Source organism: Pseudomonas flexibilis, from assembly GCF_000802425.1.
Classification (GTDB): domain Bacteria; phylum Pseudomonadota; class Gammaproteobacteria; order Pseudomonadales; family Pseudomonadaceae; genus Serpens; species Serpens flexibilis.
The window spans coordinates 71,662-87,959 of the sequence record NZ_JRUD01000016.1; the positions used below are offsets into that span (position 1 = coordinate 71,662).

Genomic DNA, 16,298 nt, shown 5'->3' on the forward strand with positions numbered 1-16,298 from the left:
GCAACCAGCCGCACCCTTCCACAATCTGTCCCAGTTCGAGTTTTCATGACCCTGCCTTTCGAAATCGCCCTTGAGCCGCTCACGCTCGGGCTGCTGGTGGCCGTCGCCTTCCTCGCCGGTTTCATCGATGCCATCGCCGGTGGCGGTGGCCTGCTCACCCTGCCTGCCCTGCTCACTGCGGGGCTGCCTCCACACCTGGTGCTGGGCACCAACAAGCTGTGCGCCACCTTCGGCTCGGCCACCGCCAGCTTCACTTTCTACCGACGCCGCCTGTTCGATCCCGGCCGCTGGTGGCGCGCGCTGCTGGCCACCGCCGTGGGGGCGCTGTTCGGCGCCTGGCTGGCGCACCTGATGCCAGCCAGCTGGCTGAACCTGATGCTGCCGGTCGTGGTGTTCGGTTGCGCGCTGTACCTGCTGTTCCAGCGCAAGCCCCGCGAGGCGACCGGCGACAGCCAGGCTCCTCTCGGCCGCCATCGGCAATGGCCGCAAGGACTCTCGCTGGGCTTCTACGACGGCGTCGCCGGCCCTGGCACCGGCGCCTTCTGGACGGTCAGCACGCTGCTGCTCTACCCGCTCGACCTGCTCAAAGCCAGCGGCGTGGCGCGCAGCATGAACTTCGTGAGCAATGCCGTGGCCCTGGGCGTGTTCATCGTAGCCGGCCAGGTGGCCTGGGTGCTGGGTATTGGCATGGGTCTGGCGCTGATGGCCGGCGCCTACCTGGGCGCGCGCACGGCGATCCACGGCGGCGCGCGCTTCATCCGCCCGGTGTTCATCCTGGTGGTTCTGGCGCTGAGCCTGCGGCTAGCCTGGCAGCACTGGGTCGGGGCGGCCTGAACGGCGCGCCAGGTGAAGGTCGACCAGGTAACGGGAGATGGAGCCCGGCTTGGGCAACGGCGGTAATGCATCGAGGGCGAACCAGCGGGCGTCCTCGATTTCCTCGGGCTGCGGCACGATCTCGCCGCCGACGTACTCGGCATGGAAACCGAGCATCAGCGAATGGGGGAAGGGCCAGCTCTGGCTACCCTGATAGCGCAGGTTGCCGACCTCCAGCCCCACCTCTTCGCGCACCTCGCGAATCACGCACTGCTCGACGGACTCGGCCGGCTCCACAAAGCCGGCCAGGGTGCTGTAGACGCCGGGTGCGAAACGTGGCGAACGGGCCAGCAGGATCTCATCGCCGCGGGTCACCAGCACGATCATGCTCGGCGACAGGCGCGGATACTGGCGGGTCGCACACTGCTCGCAGCACATGGCGCGCTCATCCTCGGCAGCCTGCTGTGGACGGCCGCAGCGACCGCAGAAGCGGTGCTCCTCGGCCCAGGTCACGATCTGGCTGGCGTAGTTGAGCAGCGGCACGATTCGCCCGTCACCCTCCAGCAGATGTCGCCGCAGGCTCACCCATTCGCAGCGAGCGGGCAGCGGCGTCGATTCGGCCAGCTGCAGCACGCACACCGGCTCACCCCGCCAGTAGCCAAGTCCATGCTCGGCTATGCCCTGCAGCCCCTGCGAGCGTACCCAGGCACGCGAAAACAACGGACCGCCATTTCCCTGCACAAAGCCCTGCGCCCCCTGCAGCAGAACCCAGCCTTCCCTCTGGCTGGACGTGATGCAGGCGGGTCGCCAATCCATCAGCAGGCCACCGGCAAACCCAGAGCCTGAACGCTGCGCTCAGCCAGATCGAGCACATCATCGCGCGGTTCGCCGTGCAGGCGACTGCCGTCTTCCAGGAAGTACTCAAGGCTGGTCAGTGCGTCCGCCAGGGTTTCCAGCAGCTGCTCGGCCGGCATACGCTCGGATTCCAGCATGCGCCACTGGATGAAATCGCCGCAGCTGCCCACCAGGCGCGCCGCGCGCTCGTATCCCAGAAACCAGAGCCCGCCACGCACGGCCTGGAGGGAATGCGGCACATTGGCCAGGTGCAGCTTTTCACCGCCGGATTCCAGATAGGCCACGATGGCACGTTTGGACAGCGCCAGCCCGGACTGCGCCTCGTCGCTGACCACGATGCGCGCCTCATTGAGCTGATGCAGCATGAAGGACGTGTCGCTGCCGGTGGACGCAGCCGCAGTCGGCGCGCGACGCCGACTGCGGTCCAGGCTCGCCACCATGCTTTCCACGTACAGCAGTGTTTCGGCCAGCCGCTCAAGCGCCGGCTGCTCATTGGACCAGGTGGCTACCTGGGACAGCTGCTCCTGCAGGGCGTTGGCGGCCGAGATCAGGCCAACCATGCCCAGTGTCTTGGTCAGCTTGGCGAGCTGGCTATGCAGCATGGCGAAACTGTCATGCTGGGCGGTACCGCGCCCGATCAGATCGAGCAGGTCCTGGACGGCACTCAGTTCTTCGCGAATGGCAGTGGACAATGAGCGCATCACGGCCTGGCCCGGGCCGGCCAGGCGCTGGTAGCCCTCCTCCAACATGTGGTCGGTGAAGGGCAGCGGGCTGAGGTTGAACACCTGGCGAAGCTCGGTGGCACGCGGGCCCGACGAGTCGGCCAGGGCAATCAGATAGAGCATTTCCTTGAGGACATGACGAGGGACTTCATAGCCTTCGTTACCTAGCAGCAGCTTGAGTTCCCGATCGATGCGGCTAAACAGCTTGCGGGTGGATTCCCGGGGCCGCAGCTGGCCATCAAGCATGGCTTCCGCCGCACCTGCGCCGACCCAGCAGAGCCGGCCACGCGGCTCGTGGCCGAACAGGTTGTCGAAGCGCGCCAGCGCACGGGCCATCAGCTTAAGGCCTGGCTGGTGATTGTCGTCGCGCAGGAAACCGACCAGCCCCAGCTGGTACATGTGGCGCAGCAGGCGAGCCTGGGCCTGGCGCGCTCTGGGATCGACGGCAGCGACGTCGCGGGGCGGGCGCGCCTGATCCAGACGCACGCTGAAAAAGAAGCTGGCAGGCAACGCTGGCTGACCGACAGACCTGCGCAGGTCATTGATCGCCGGCAACAGCAGCTCGGGGATCTCCTGGCGGTGCACATCCAGCCCCTCCAGGTAACTGCGCAGCACATGCAGCGCACCGCTGAGCGCAGTCAACTGGTCATCGCGCTCGGGACCGGCATCCACCGGCACGTCCATGCCCAGGCGCAGGATCTCCTGCGCCAAAAGCTCCGCACCGGTGAGTTCGATGAGTTTGAGGGTACCGCGCACCTGCTGCAGATTGCCGACCGCCTGTTGCAACAGGCTGCCGTTCTGCCGCTCGGCAATGAAGTGTTCCAGGTTTTGCTCTGCCTCGGCCATGGTCGCGAACAGCTCGTCGCGGACCAGGTTGAGTGAGGTGACTCCAGCCATGCCACTGCTTCTCCCTGCAGGCGGTTCAAATATTTCAGTCGGCAAACTCCGGCGCCTGCTTGCTCATATGAGCGGCCATGGCAATTCTGAGATCGGCTGACTGCAGCATCGCGGCGTTCCAGGTCGCGATGTATTCCAGGCCATCATCTACGCGATGGTCACGCATGTAGCGAATCATTTCCTTGGTGCCGCGAATGGCGATGGGCGACTTGGCGGCGATGTCCGCGGCCAGTTGCATGACCCCGGCCAGCAGGCTGTCCTTGTCGTCGTAGACCCGGTTGACCAGGCCGATGCGCTGGGCTTCCTCGCTCTCCACCATACGCCCGGTGAAAGCCAGCTCGCGCATGATGCCGTCGCCGATGATGCGCGGCAGACGCTGCAGGGTACCAACGTCGGCGGCCATGCCCATGTCGATCTCCTTGATTGCGAACTTCGCGTCGCGGGAGGCGTAACGCATGTCGCAGGCCGAGACCAGGTCGATGGCCCCACCCAGGCAATAGCCCTGAATGGCGGCCAGCACCGGCTTGCGGCAACGGTCGACAGCATTGAAGGAGGCCTGCAACTCGAGAATCTTTCGGCGCAGGGCATCGGCGCTGCGCCCGACGTCCTTGCCGACCAACGCGGCCGCCTGGGCCAGCAGATTCAGATCGATACCGGAGGAAAAATGCTCGCCAGCACCGCTGAGGACGACCACCCGAACGTCGTCCGTACGGTCGGCCCAGGTGAAGATCTCGATGATTTCGGTCCAGAAGGCGCTGTTCATGGCGTTGCGCTTTTCCGGTCGGTTGATCTGCACGTGGGCAATCTTGTCCTTCAACTCGACCCGGAAAGCTTGGTAATCGGCCATGCAGTATTCCCTCACGATTCAAATGGACGTATGAAACTGTGCGCCACTATAGCAAGCGGCCATTAAAAGTCGATGGCAAGGGTGTGACAAACAGCACCCTTCTCCCTCCACGCCACGCCGGGCAAAATGCCCGGCTGCCCGCTATCACGGAATGACGCAATCCACGCTGTAGCGCCGCCCCTCGGCCGTCTCCTTGTGGCGCAGGCCATGCACATCGGCGGCGAAGCCCGGAAAACGCTGTTCGAAAGCCTGGGCGAAACGCAGGTAGTCCAGCACGGCAGAGTTCCGCTCGCTGAAGCGCTCGCCCGGCATGATCAGCGGGATGCCCGGCGGATAAGGCACCAGCATGGTGGCAGCAATCCGCCCCTGCAGCGCATCGATGGGGACCGCCTCCACCTGGCCGCGCACCAGACGATCGTAGGCCTGGGCCGGGGTCATGGCGATATCCGGCAGCTGGGTGTACATGCGCTTGAGCGCCTTGGCCGTGGCGTTCTCCCGATAGCAGTGATGCAACTCGTCACACAGGTCGCGCAGCCCCATGCCCTGGTAGCGCACCCCACCCAGCCTGGCCACCGACGGCAAGGCCTCGCTCAACGGCAGGTTGGCATCGAAATGCCGCTTGAACTCCAACAGCTCGGTAAGCAGGGTGCTCCACTTGCCCTTGGTGATACCCATGGAAAACAGCACCAGGAAGGAGTACAGACCGGTTTTCTCCACTACCAGCCCCCGCTCCCAGAGGAAGCGACTGACCACCGCCGCCGGAATGCCCCGCTCGTCCAGCCGCCCGCCGGCGGTGAGGCCCGGCATGACCAGGGTGACCTTGATCGGGTCGAGCAGCATGTAGTCGTCGGCAACGTCGTCGAAGCCGTGCCAGTCGGCGCCCGGTTGCAGTACCCAGTCTTCGACCTGCAGCGTGTCCACGGTGTCTGCCTCCGGGGCCTGCCAGATCTGGAACCACCAGTCCTGCGCCGCCAGGTTCTTGCGCACGTTGTTCAGGGCACGCCGGAAGCTCAGCGCTTCATCGAAGGTCTCCTGAATCAATGACCGACCGGCCGGCCCCTCCATCATCGCCGAGGCCACGTCCAGCGAGGCGAGGATGCCGTACTGCGGCGACGTGGAAATGTGCATCATGAACGCCTCGTTGAAGCGCTGGCGATCCAGCGCCCGCTCGCCGTTGTCCTGCACATGAATCATCGAGGCCTGACTGAACGCGGCGAGCATCTTATGGGTCGAGTGGGTGCTGAAGACCAGCGGCCCGTCGCCCTGCCGTGCGGTGCCCATGGCGTAGCGGCCGGCGTAGAACTCGTGAAATGCAGCATAGGCATACCAGGCCTCGTCAAAGTGCAGCACCTCGACACTGTCGCCCAGGGCTCGCTTGATCTGCTCGGCGTTGTAGCAGAGGCCGTCATAGGTGGAATTGGTGATCACCGCCAACTTGATGCGCGGCTCGCGCCCCCGCGCCAGCGGATGCGCGTCGATCTTGGCGCGTATCGCCTCGGGGCTGAACTCGCTCAGCGGAATGGGGCCGATGATGCCCAGTTCGTTGCGCTCCGGTGTCAGGTACAGAGGAATCGCGCCGGTCATGATGATGGCGTGCAGGATGGACTTGTGGCAGTTGCGATCGACCAGTACCAGGTCGTCGCGACCGACCATGGCGTGCCAGACGATCTTGTTGGCCGTGGAGGTGCCGTTGATAACGAAGAAGCTGTGGTCGGCACCGAAATTGCGCGCCGCCCGCGCCTCCGCCTCGGCCACCGGCCCGGTGTGATCCAGCAACGAGCCCAGTTCCGGCACGGATACCGAAAGATCCGAACGCAGCGTGTTCTCGCCGAAGAACTGGTGGAAAGCCTGGCCGACCGGGCTCTTGCGGTAGGCCACCCCGCCACCATGGCCAGGGGTGTGCCAGGAATAGTTGGATTGCGCGGTGTGCTCCACCAGGGCGCGGAAGAACGGTGGCAGCAGCCCGTCGAGGTAGTTGCGCGCCGCCCGTGCCACCTGGCGGGCCAGGAACGGTACCGTGTCCTCGAACAGATAGAGGATGCCGCGCAGCTGGTTGAGGTCGGCCATGGCTTCGGCCGGGGCGTTCTCGATGGTCACCTGCTCGCCGAGGGCGAAGATCGGCAACTGCGGTGCCCGCGCCCGGGCCACACGGATCAGCTCCACCATGTCCTGCAGCAGATGGCGGTTCTCACCGGCCCCCTCCGCAGCCAGCAGGATGCAGGCCAGCCCGTGATGGGTGGAAGCGACGATCCGCCCCTCCATCGTGCTCGCCGTGCTGAGAATGGTGAAGCCGCCCTGGCCGAGCTCGGCGGCGATGGCCCGGATGCGCTCGCCGGCCACACTTTCGGCCTTGATGTCGCGATGAACGATGAGAATCGGAAAATTCAGCTCGTTATACATGGTCCACCCTGCCCGCTGTCTGGCGTCAAAGAGTCATACAGACGGACGCCAGTCGCAAGGGAGGAATGGCCTGCAGAGACGCTGCGGGAGCGAATTCATTCGCGAGCTTTTGGATGCGGCCGTCCGAAGGGCTCGCGGACAAGGCCGCCCCACAGGCCCGGCTACTGCTGCTCCAGCTGTGCCCACAGCGCTGGCGCGCCGCTGGCCTTCTCCAGCGCCGCCAGGCGCGCGGCATGCGCGGCCAGCTCGGCGTCCGTGGCCCGGATGACACGGCCAGGCGCGCGCGCGACAAAGCGTCTGATGGGCGACGGGGCCAGGCGTCCGCCCCCGGCTTCACTGCTCTCACCAGCCAGCGACAGGTGGGTCTGGCCACCGGTCATCGCCAGGTAGACGTCGGCAAGGATCTCGGCGTCGAGCAAGGCGCCGTGGAGCTCGCGGTTGGAGTTGTCCACGCCATAGCGCTTGCACAGCGCATCCAGGCTGTTGCGCTGGCCCGGATGGCGCTCGCGAGCCATCAGCAGGGTATCCAGCACGGAACAGTAACTGCCGATATCGGCGCGTTCGTGCTGGCTCAGCAGGTTGAATTCATTGCTGAGGAAGCCGATATCGAACGCCGCGTTGTGAATGATCAGCTGGGCGCCCTGGATGAACGCGAAGAACTCGTCGGCCACTTCCCGGAAGCGCGGCTTGTCGACCAGGAATTCGTTGGTAATGCCGTGTACTGCGATGGCGCCTTCGTCCACCTCGCGGTCTGGCTGCAGGTAAACGTGGAAATGGCGGCCGGTCAGGCGACGGCCCATCAATTCGACGCAACCGATTTCAATGATGCGGTGGCCATCGCCTACCGGCATACCGGTGGTTTCGGTATCGAGTACTACGCTGCGCATGTCCTATCGTCCTGCTGTCTATTTCGTCGTCATGACGACGCCGCGGTTGGCGAGCTGGTCGGCGCGCTCGTTCCCGGGATGGCCGGTATGGCCACGCACCCATTCCCAGGTCACCTGATGGCGGCTGACCTGCTCGTCCAGCTGCTGCCAGAGGTCGGCGTTCTTCACCGGCTGCTTGCTGGCGGTTTTCCAGCCGCGTTTCTTCCAGTTGGGCAGCCAGTCCTGGATGCCCTGCATCACGTATTGGGAATCGGTGATCAGCCGCACCTGGCAGGAGCGCTTCAGGGTAGCCAACGCCTGGATGGCCGCCATCAACTCCATGCGGTTGTTGGTAGTTTGCGCTTCCCCACCGAAGAGCTCCTTCTCGACGCCCTTGTAGATCAGTAGCGCGCCCCAGCCCCCCGGACCCGGATTGCCCTTGCAGGCGCCGTCCGTGTAGATCTCGACGATGTCACTCATGCTTCTTGGCGATACTCGGCACGCGGCGGCTGACCTTGGCCACCGGCAACGGCAGGAGTTTTCCCATCGCTTCACGGCGCGGCTGGCGCAAGGGTCGCAGGCCGATCATCAGCTTGCGCGCCACCAGAATGTAAAAGCCGGCCCCCGGCGACTGCCAGCGTCCGCCCCACCGTTCCAGGCGCGCCAGCCGTGCCTGCCAGGCCGGCGAGGCAAGCGGCGGACAATAGCATCCGAAGCGGCGTTTCTCCAGCGCGAAGCCCAGCAGGTTCAGCCAGTCGACCACCCGGCTGGGTGCGATGCAGCGCGCCTGGCGCAGTCCGTCGGATGCGAAGTAATGCCGCAGTCCCCAACTGCTCCAGGGATTGATGCCGAGGATCACCAGGTGCCCGCCAGGCCGCACGCTGCGGGCCGCCTCGCGCAGCAAGCCGTGAGGGGAAACGCTGAAATCCAGACCGTGTTGCAGCACTACCAGGTCGGCGCTGTGCTCGCCCAGCGGCCAGGCCTGCTCGTCGCAGGCGATTTCCACCCCTGGAAAGGGCGCCCCCAGGCTGACCGTATGGCGGATCTGCCGAGCCGCGCACGACTTGGGCGGTGGGCCGTAATGAATGCTGAAGCCGCCGAAGAAGCCGGCGAGCTCGGACTCCAGGACGGGATGCTCGGCGTTCAGCATCTGCTGCCCCAGGGGCCCGGCGAACCAGCGCCGCGCCTCGCCAGTCAGCGCCAGCCAGCGAGGATCGGCCTGGGCAAAGGGTTGCTCGGTCATGACCACCTCCGGATGAAGACGGGTAAGGTCCGCCTTGGCAATGCCGATTAAGATGCACCTTTATGTTCCGCAACGCGAGCCATCCGCCATGCTGAAGATCGATGCCCTGCCGGCGTTCAATGACAACTACATCTGGCTGCTGCAAAACCCCGCCACGCATACATGCGCGGTGGTGGATCCGGGCGACGCCGCACCGGTGCTGAACTGGCTGGCGGCGCATCCCGACTGGCGCCTTACCGATATTCTGGTCACTCACCACCATCACGACCACGTGGGTGGCATTGCGCCTCTCAAGCAGCAGACCGCAGCGCGGGTCGTCGGCCCCGAGCGGGAGGCGATCCCGGCCCGCGACCAGGCGGTTGGCGACGGCGACCTCGTGAAGGTGCTGGGCCACGCATGGCACGTCTTCCATGTTCCGGGCCATACCCTGGGGCACATCGCCTACTACAGCGATACGGCCGCCGACACACCCGTGTTGTTCAGCGGCGATACCCTGTTCGCCGCTGGTTGCGGGCGTCTATTCGAAGGCAGTCCCGCACAGATGCACGACTCGCTGAGCCGGCTGGCAAACCTGCCCGACACCACGCGCATCTACTGCGCCCATGAATACACGCTGAGCAACCTGCGTTTTGCCAGCGCCGTGGAGCCGCACAACCCCCAGGTCCGCGCGCGACTGGAAGAGGTGGAGTGCCTGCGTGCGGCCGGGCACACGACGCTGCCCTCCACACTGGCCATCGAGAAGGCCACCAACCCCTTTCTGCGCTGCAACGAAACATCCATTAATGAAATTATTTCGACGCGTCAAAAAAACGGAAATCTGACGCCAGCACTTGTGTTTGAAGCGCTGCGCGCCTGGAAAGATCATTTTTAACTTCTCGAAGCGAGGCCCGTGTCACCGGGCCTCCTTGCCCTTGCGCCGTTGCGTTCCTAGAATCGCGGCAATTTTTGGCCTCGAAACGACCACCTCCAATGCCGCCGCTTCTTTCCTTTCATCTTTATTCAGCCCCTCTGGCACGGGCCCTGCGACTCGCCTCGCTGGCCGGCCTGCTGACTCTGGCGGGCTGTCAGAGCCTGCAGCAATCCACCGATCCGACGGAGCAGGCAACCCTGGGCACCCCTGCTCTGCCCGCTTCGCAACCTTTCGCCGAGACCGTACAGGCTCCGCCAGCCGATATCTGGGGACGCATGCGGGCGGGCTTTGCCTTCTCCATTGAAGAGAACGCTCAGATCATCCGCCACCGTCAATTGTTCATCGACAATCCCCGGACGCTCGAAGCTGCCAGTGAGCGCGGCAGCCTATACATGCACTACATCGTCGAACGCCTCGAAGAGCGCCAGTTACCGCTGGAACTGGCGCTGCTGCCCGTAATCGAAAGCGCCTACAACCCCCTCGCCTATTCCCGCGCCCATGCGGCGGGCCTGTGGCAGTTCATTCCTTCCACGGGACGCCATTTCAACCTGCGCCAGACCAACTGGTATGACGGGCGCCGTGACGTCACCGCCTCCACCGACGCCGCGCTGAACTACCTGACCCGCCTGCATGCCATGTTCGACGGCGACTGGCCACTGGCCCTGGCGGCCTACAATGCCGGCGAAGGCACGGTGCGCCGGGCCATGAAGCGCAACGAGAGCAAGGGGCTGCCGACCGATTTCTGGAGCCTGCCACTGCCGCGCGAAACCCGCGAATACGTGCCCAAGCTGCTTGGCCTGGCCTCGCTGGTAAAGGCACCCGAAAAATACAATGTCGCCCTGAATCCGATCCCCAACGAGCCCTACTTCGAGGTGGTCGAGATCGACCGCCGCATGGACCTGGCCCGCGCCGCCAAGCTGGCCGAGATCGACGAGCAGCACCTGTATCTGCTCAATCCGGCCTTCAAGCGCCGGATCACCATGGACGGCCCCCGCCATCTGCTGGTGCCAAGCAGCAACGCCGAGATTCTCGCCACCAACCTCGCGCAGCTTCCGCAAGAGGACCTGGTTGACTGGCACGAATACAAGGTCCGCCCGGGTGACAGCCTGTACACCATCGCCCGCCGGCACAACCTGACCGTGGGCATGCTGCAGGAAATCAATCGCATCCGCGGCACACACCTGCGGGTCGGCCAGTTGCTCAGCATTCCCTCGCACGCCGGCCAGCCGGCACCCGCTGCCCGCACCGTGCTGGCCAGCGCCAGCACAGGCGGCGAAGGCACTTACAACTACCGGGTCAAGAACGGCGACTCGCTGTGGACCATCGCCGCCAACCACAAGGTCAGCGTCACCGACATCAAGCGTTGGAACAAGCTGTCGAGCAACCGCCTGCGCATCGACCAGGTGCTGACCCTGCGCGGCGGCAGCGCTCAACCGACCGGTGAGCAACCGACGATCTACAAGGTGCGCAAGGGCGACTCGCTGTACGCCATCGCCAAGCGTTTCAACGTGAACGTCAGCCACCTGCAGAGCTGGAACCCCAACAGCAGCGAAGCGCTGCGGCCCGGCCAGACCCTGACGCTCTATCTCGCGGATTGAACCGCTCCCCCAGGGCGGCCTGCCAGCCTACCGCCGATCCGCAGCCCCGGGTCGGCGGGCTTTTGCCCCCCGGGGCAAGCTGGTACTGTACCGGCAGCTTCATCCGCCGCCATGGACCGGGTTTCCTCGCCTGATGTACCGCCTCGTTATCCTGTTGCTGAGCCTGCTTTGCCTGCCGGTGCACGCCGGGCTCTTCCACAGCCATGGCTACGCCCAGTTCGGCACGCTCAAGTACCCCGCTTCCTTCACCCACTTCGACTGGGTCAACCCCGACGCACCCAAAGGCGGCACCCTGCGCCTGATGGGCCTGGGTACCTTCGATACCCTCAATCCCTACCCGCTCAAGGGCACCAGCCCCACAGCGACGGCCAACTTCTGGCAGTACGGCGTCAGCGAGCTGAACGCCCCGCTGATGGTCGGCACCGGCGCCTACGATCCTTCCGGTGACGAGCCCGCTTCCAGTTATGGGCTGGTGGCCGAGTCCATCGACTACGACAGCGAACGCAGCTGGGTGGTATTCAACCTGCGCCGCGAAGCTCGCTTCCACGACGGCAAGCCGATCACCGCCGCCGACGTGGCCTTTTCCTACCGCACCCTGCTGCGCGATGGCCACCCGAGCTACCGCACCAGCCTGCAGGAGGTGGCGCGGGTCGACATCCTCAACCGCCAGCGCATCCGTTTCGTGTTCAAGCGCGCCGGCAACCCGCTGCTGATCCTGCGCCTCGGCGAGCTGCCGGTGCTGCCGCAGCACTACTGGAACAAGCGCGACATCAAGGCCACCAGCTTCGAGCCACCGCTGGGCAGCGGTCCTTACCGCATCGTCCAGGTGGAGCCCGGCCGACGCCTGGTATTCGAGCGGGTGGAGAACTGGTGGGGCGAGGACCTGGCGGTGAACCGCGGCAAGTACAACTTCGATCGGGTGGAGGTGGATTTCTACCGCGATAACCATGTGGCCTTCGAGGCCTTCAAGGCCGGCGAATTCGACATCTTCCTGGAAAACCAGGCAAAGAACTGGGCCAGCGGCTACAACTTCCCGGCAGTGGCGCGCGGCGAGGTGATCCGCGCGGAGATTCCCCATCGGATTCCCACCCAGACCCAGGCGCTGTTCATGAACAGCCGGCGAGCGATCTTCGCCGATCGGCGGGTGCGCGAAGCCATGGGCCTGATGCTGGATTTCGAATGGGCCAACCGCACCCTGTTCAATGCCGCCTACCGGCGCAGCGAGAGTTACTTCCCCAACAGCGAATTCTCCGCCACTGGCAAACCGGAAGGCGCCGAGTGGCTGCTGCTTTCACCCTGGCGCGAGCAACTGCCGCCCGGCACACTCACCCGTCCCTGGCAGATGCCGCGCACCGATGGCCGCGGCATTCCGCGCGAGACCATACGCCGCGCCCTCGGCCTGCTGGCCGAGGCGGGCTGGAAGCCATCCGGTCAGGGGCTGCGCGACGCCCGGGGTCGTCCACTGCGTTTCGAGATCCTGCTGGTCAACCCGCGCCTGGAACGCATCCTGCAGCCGTACCGGGAGAACCTGCAGCGCCTCGGCGTGCAGGTCGGCCTGCGCACCGTGGACCGCGCGCAGTACAAGCAACGGCTCGACAGCTTCGATTTCGACATGGTGCTGATGACACTGCCGCAAACCCTCAGCCCCGGCCTGGAACAATGGCAGTACTTTCATTCCTCCCAGGCGAACGTGCGTGGCAGCCGCAACTATGCGGGTATCGCCGATCCGGTGGTGGACGCCATGCTTGAACAGCTGCTGGCCGCCACCAGCCGTGAGGAGCAGATTGTCGCCACCCGCGCCCTGGACCGCGTGCTGCTCTGGCAGCACTACAGCATCCCCAACTGGTACATCGATCACCACCGCTTGGCCTATCGCAATCGCCTGGCCATGCCCGGTACGCCGCCGTACACCCTCGGATTGCGTGCCTGGTGGCAAAAGCCCACGGAGAAGAGCTCACGATGAACACCCTGTGCAAACGCCTGCTGCCGGCCACGGCCCTCACGCTCGGGCTGGCCGGCGCGGCACTGGCGCAACCCCAGCATGCCGTCACGCTGTATGACGAGGCACCGCTCTACCCGGCCGATTTCCGCCACTTCGACTTCGTCAACCCGGACGCGCCCAAGGGGGGCACCCTGCGCCTGGCCGGGCTGAATGGCTTCGACAGCTTCAACCCGTTCATACCCAAGGGCAACGAAGCCAGCATGATCGGGCTGGTCTACGACACCCTCACCTACCATTCCCCGGACGAGCCGTTCACGGAATACGGCCTGCTGGCGGAAAGGATCGAAAAGGCGCCGGACAACAGCTTCGTGCGCTTCCACCTGCGCCCCCAGGCACGCTTCCATGACGGCACCCCGTTGACCGCCGAGGATGTGGTGTTCACCTTCGATACCCTGGTCAGCAAGGGCGACCCGATGTACCGCCACTATTACGCGGACATCAAGCAGGTGGTGGCCGAAGGGCTGCATCGCGTGCGCTTCGATTTCACCCATACCGGCAACCGCGAATTGCCACTGATCATCGGGCAGTTGCAGATTCTGCCCCGGCACTGGTGGCAGGAACGCGACCTGTCCCGAAGGGAGTCCGCACCGGCGCTGGAAACCATCGCCACGCTAGTGCTCGCCGAAGACGGCCGCAGCGTCACCATCACCCTGAACGAGGGCGAGAACCTCCCCAGCGCCGAGGACGTGCAACTGTCCCGTGCCACCCAGGATCTGCCGGCACTTGCCGCGGTGAAATCCCTGCACATCGCGGATGCCCGGCGCCTGCGTGCCGAATTGAACGGCCCCGCCAGCGAGGACCTACTGGCCGCCCTGCGCGCCATGAAGGTGCTGCCGGCCAAGCGCGACTTCACCCGCACCAGCCTGGAGCCGCCGCTGGGCAGCGGCCCGTACCGCATCGCCAGCTACGCCGCCGGCCGCTCCGTGCGCTACGAGCGGATCACCGACTGGTGGGCAGCCGATCTGCCGGTGACCCGCGGCCTTTACAACTTCGACGCCATTACCCTGGATTACTACCGCGACATGTCCGTCGCCCTGGAGGCCTTCAAGGCCGGGCAGTTCGACTACAACCTGGAATACTCCGCCAAGGACTGGGCCACCGGCTATGACAGCCCCGCCCTGCGCAGCGGCCGGATCATCCAGGAAGCCATTCCCAACCACAATCCGGTGGGCATGCAGGGCTTCACCTTCAATATCCGCCGGCCGATGTTCCAGGATCGCCGCGTGCGCGAGGCCATTGCCCTGCTGTTCGACTTCGAATGGACCAACAAACAGCTTTTCTTTGGCGCCTACAAGCGCACCCGCAGCTTCTTCGAGAACTCGGAACTGGCGGCCCGCGGGCTGCCTGACGAGGCGGAGCTGAAGCTCCTCGAGCCCCTGCGCGAGCACCTGCCCGAGGAGGTATTCACCCAGGGTTTCGAGCCGCCGGTGAGCGACGGCAGCGGCATCATTCGCGACCGCCAGCGCCGCGCGTACCAGTTGCTGCTCGACGCCGGCTACCGAGTGGAAAAGGACCGCATGGTGAATGCCGATGGCCAGCCGCTGAGCTTCGAGTTCATGGTGCTGCAGGCCAACATGGAGCGCGTGCTGCTGCCGTTCAAGCGCAACCTGGCCGAGCTGGGCATCGAGATGCAGCTGCGTCGCGTGGACGTCTCGCAGTTCATCAACCGCCTGCGTTCCCGTGACTTCGACATGACCTCCAGCATCTGGCCGCAATCGAACTCGCCGGGTAACGAACAGATGGAGTTCTGGCATTCGCGCAGCGCGGACAGCCCCGGCAGCCGCAACTTCATCGGCCTGCGCGACCCGGCGATCGATGCGCTGGTGGAAGGCCTGATCCGCGCCGATTCGCGGCAGAGCCTGATCACCCATGCCCGCGCGCTGGACCGCGCCCTGCTCTGGGGCCACTACGTGGTGCCCAACTACTACATCGATACCTGGCGCGTGGCGCACTGGACGCATCTCAAGCGCCCGCACCGCACACCGCGCTACGACGTGGGCTTGATGAGCTGGTGGATCGAAGGCAGCGCGCCGACGCCCGCGCCGGACGAGGTAGCTGAATAATGCTGGCCTACATTGCGCGGCGCCTGCTGCTGATCATTCCGACCCTGCTCGGCATCCTGCTGATCAACTTCCTCATCATCCAGGCCGCGCCCGGCGGCCCGGTGGAGCAGACCATCGCCCGCCTGGAGGGCTTCGACGCCGCAGCCGGTGGCGCCACCGGACGCATCGCCGGCGGCGGCGCCGAAGCGGCGTCCGGCTCCAACTATCGCGGCGCCCAGGGCCTGGACCCGGAACTGGTGGCCGAGATCGAGCGCATGTACGGCTTCGACAAACCGGCCCATGAGCGCTTCTGGCTGATGCTGACCAACTACGCACAGTTCGATTTCGGCGAAAGCTTCTTCCGCGACGCCAAGGTCACCGACCTGATTCTGGAAAAGATGCCGGTGTCCATCTCGCTCGGGCTGTGGAGCACACTGATCATGTACCTGGTCTCCATCCCGCTGGGCATCGCCAAGGCCACCCGCCACGGCAGCGCCTTCGATGTCTGGACCAGCTCGGCGATCATCGTCGGCTACGCCATCCCGGCGTTCCTGTTCGCCATCCTGCTGATCGTGCTGTTCGCGGGCGGCAGCTACTTCAACTGGTTCCCGCTGCGCGGCCTCACCTCCAGCAACTTCGACGAGCTGTCGCTGCTGGGCAAGGTCGCCGATTACTTCTGGCACCTGGCGCTGCCGGTGACCGCGCTGGTGATCGGCAACTTCGCCACCCTGACCCTGCTGACCAAGAACAGCTTCCTCGACGAGATCGGCAAGCAGTACGTAGTCACCGCCAAGGCCAAGGGCCTGAGCCCCAACCGCGTGCTCTACGGTCACGTGTTCCGCAACGCCATGCTGATCATCATTGCCGGCTTCCCCGCCGCCTTCATCGGCATGTTCTTCACCGGTTCGCTGCTCATCGAGGTGATCTTCTCCCTCGACGGCCTGGGCCTGCTCAGCTTCGAGTCGGCGCTGAACCGCGACTACCCGGTGGTGTTCGGCACGCTGTTCCTGTTCACCCTGCTGGGCCTGCTGGTCAAGCTGATCGGCGATCTCACCTACACCCTGGTCGATCCGCGCATCGACTTCGAAAGCCGGGAGGGTTGA

At 65.2% G+C, this 16,298-nt stretch carries 13 protein-coding genes; 6 read left to right on the forward strand and 7 right to left on the reverse strand.

Annotated features, from left to right (window positions below; genetic code table 11):
- Window positions 1–51 precede the first annotated feature (51 nt).
- The gene (locus SF06_RS11400; RefSeq protein ID WP_437123608.1) at window positions 52–834 is read left to right on the forward strand and encodes a TSUP family transporter; all 783 of its coding nucleotides are present in this window, start codon (window positions 52–54) and stop codon (window positions 832–834) included.
- Here the strand turns inward: SF06_RS11400 and nudC are convergent.
- From nudC to SF06_RS11435, 7 genes are all read right to left on the reverse strand, one after another.
- Window positions 802–1,635 (reverse strand): NAD(+) diphosphatase, encoded by an 834-nt coding sequence (nudC, locus tag SF06_RS11405; protein ID WP_437123607.1) that lies wholly within the window; start codon window positions 1,633–1,635, stop codon window positions 802–804. The genes SF06_RS11400 and nudC overlap by 33 nt on opposite strands.
- Window positions 1,629–3,287, reverse strand: coding sequence for a FimL-related protein (locus tag SF06_RS11410; RefSeq protein WP_039561497.1), 1,659 nt, complete (start codon window positions 3,285–3,287; stop codon window positions 1,629–1,631). The genes nudC and SF06_RS11410 overlap by 7 nt, the downstream gene beginning before the upstream one ends.
- Before the next feature lie 34 nt (window positions 3,288–3,321).
- On the reverse strand, window positions 3,322–4,134 hold the full coding sequence (locus tag SF06_RS11415; RefSeq protein WP_027590346.1) for a crotonase/enoyl-CoA hydratase family protein: 813 nt from the start codon (window positions 4,132–4,134) through the stop codon (window positions 3,322–3,324).
- Between the two features lie 144 nt (window positions 4,135–4,278).
- Window positions 4,279–6,534: an Orn/Lys/Arg family decarboxylase gene (locus tag SF06_RS11420; RefSeq protein ID WP_027590345.1), complete on the reverse strand. Its 2,256-nt coding sequence runs from the start codon at window positions 6,532–6,534 to the stop codon at window positions 4,279–4,281.
- A 161-nt stretch (window positions 6,535–6,695) separates the two neighbouring features.
- The gene (dnaQ, locus tag SF06_RS11425; RefSeq protein WP_039561498.1) at window positions 6,696–7,421 is read right to left on the reverse strand and encodes a DNA polymerase III subunit epsilon; all 726 of its coding nucleotides are present in this window, start codon (window positions 7,419–7,421) and stop codon (window positions 6,696–6,698) included.
- Between the two features lie 18 nt (window positions 7,422–7,439).
- The gene (gene rnhA / locus SF06_RS11430; protein ID WP_027590070.1) at window positions 7,440–7,880 is read right to left on the reverse strand and encodes a ribonuclease HI; all 441 of its coding nucleotides are present in this window, start codon (window positions 7,878–7,880) and stop codon (window positions 7,440–7,442) included.
- On the reverse strand, window positions 7,873–8,643 hold the full coding sequence (locus SF06_RS11435; protein ID WP_039561499.1) for a class I SAM-dependent methyltransferase: 771 nt from the start codon (window positions 8,641–8,643) through the stop codon (window positions 7,873–7,875). The genes rnhA and SF06_RS11435 overlap by 8 nt, the downstream gene beginning before the upstream one ends.
- A gap of 88 nt (window positions 8,644–8,731) precedes the next feature.
- On the opposite strand from SF06_RS11435, the gene gloB reads away from it, so the two are divergent.
- From gloB to SF06_RS11460, 5 genes are all read left to right on the forward strand, one after another.
- Window positions 8,732–9,514, forward strand: a complete 783-nt coding sequence (gene gloB / locus SF06_RS11440) for a hydroxyacylglutathione hydrolase (protein WP_039561500.1) — start codon at window positions 8,732–8,734, stop codon at window positions 9,512–9,514.
- Between the two features lie 98 nt (window positions 9,515–9,612).
- The gene (locus SF06_RS11445; protein ID WP_081798242.1) at window positions 9,613–11,151 is read left to right on the forward strand and encodes a lytic transglycosylase; all 1,539 of its coding nucleotides are present in this window, start codon (window positions 9,613–9,615) and stop codon (window positions 11,149–11,151) included.
- Between the two features lie 133 nt (window positions 11,152–11,284).
- A complete protein-coding gene (locus tag SF06_RS11450; protein ID WP_027590074.1) occupies window positions 11,285–13,114 on the forward strand; it encodes an extracellular solute-binding protein in 1,830 nt (609 codons plus the stop codon).
- Window positions 13,111–15,216 (forward strand): extracellular solute-binding protein, encoded by a 2,106-nt coding sequence (locus SF06_RS18020; RefSeq protein WP_081798243.1) that lies wholly within the window; start codon window positions 13,111–13,113, stop codon window positions 15,214–15,216. Before SF06_RS11450 ends, SF06_RS18020 begins: the two co-directional genes overlap by 4 nt.
- Window positions 15,216–16,298, forward strand: coding sequence for a microcin C ABC transporter permease YejB (locus tag SF06_RS11460; protein WP_027590075.1), 1,083 nt, complete (start codon window positions 15,216–15,218; stop codon window positions 16,296–16,298). The genes SF06_RS18020 and SF06_RS11460 overlap by 1 nt, the downstream gene beginning before the upstream one ends.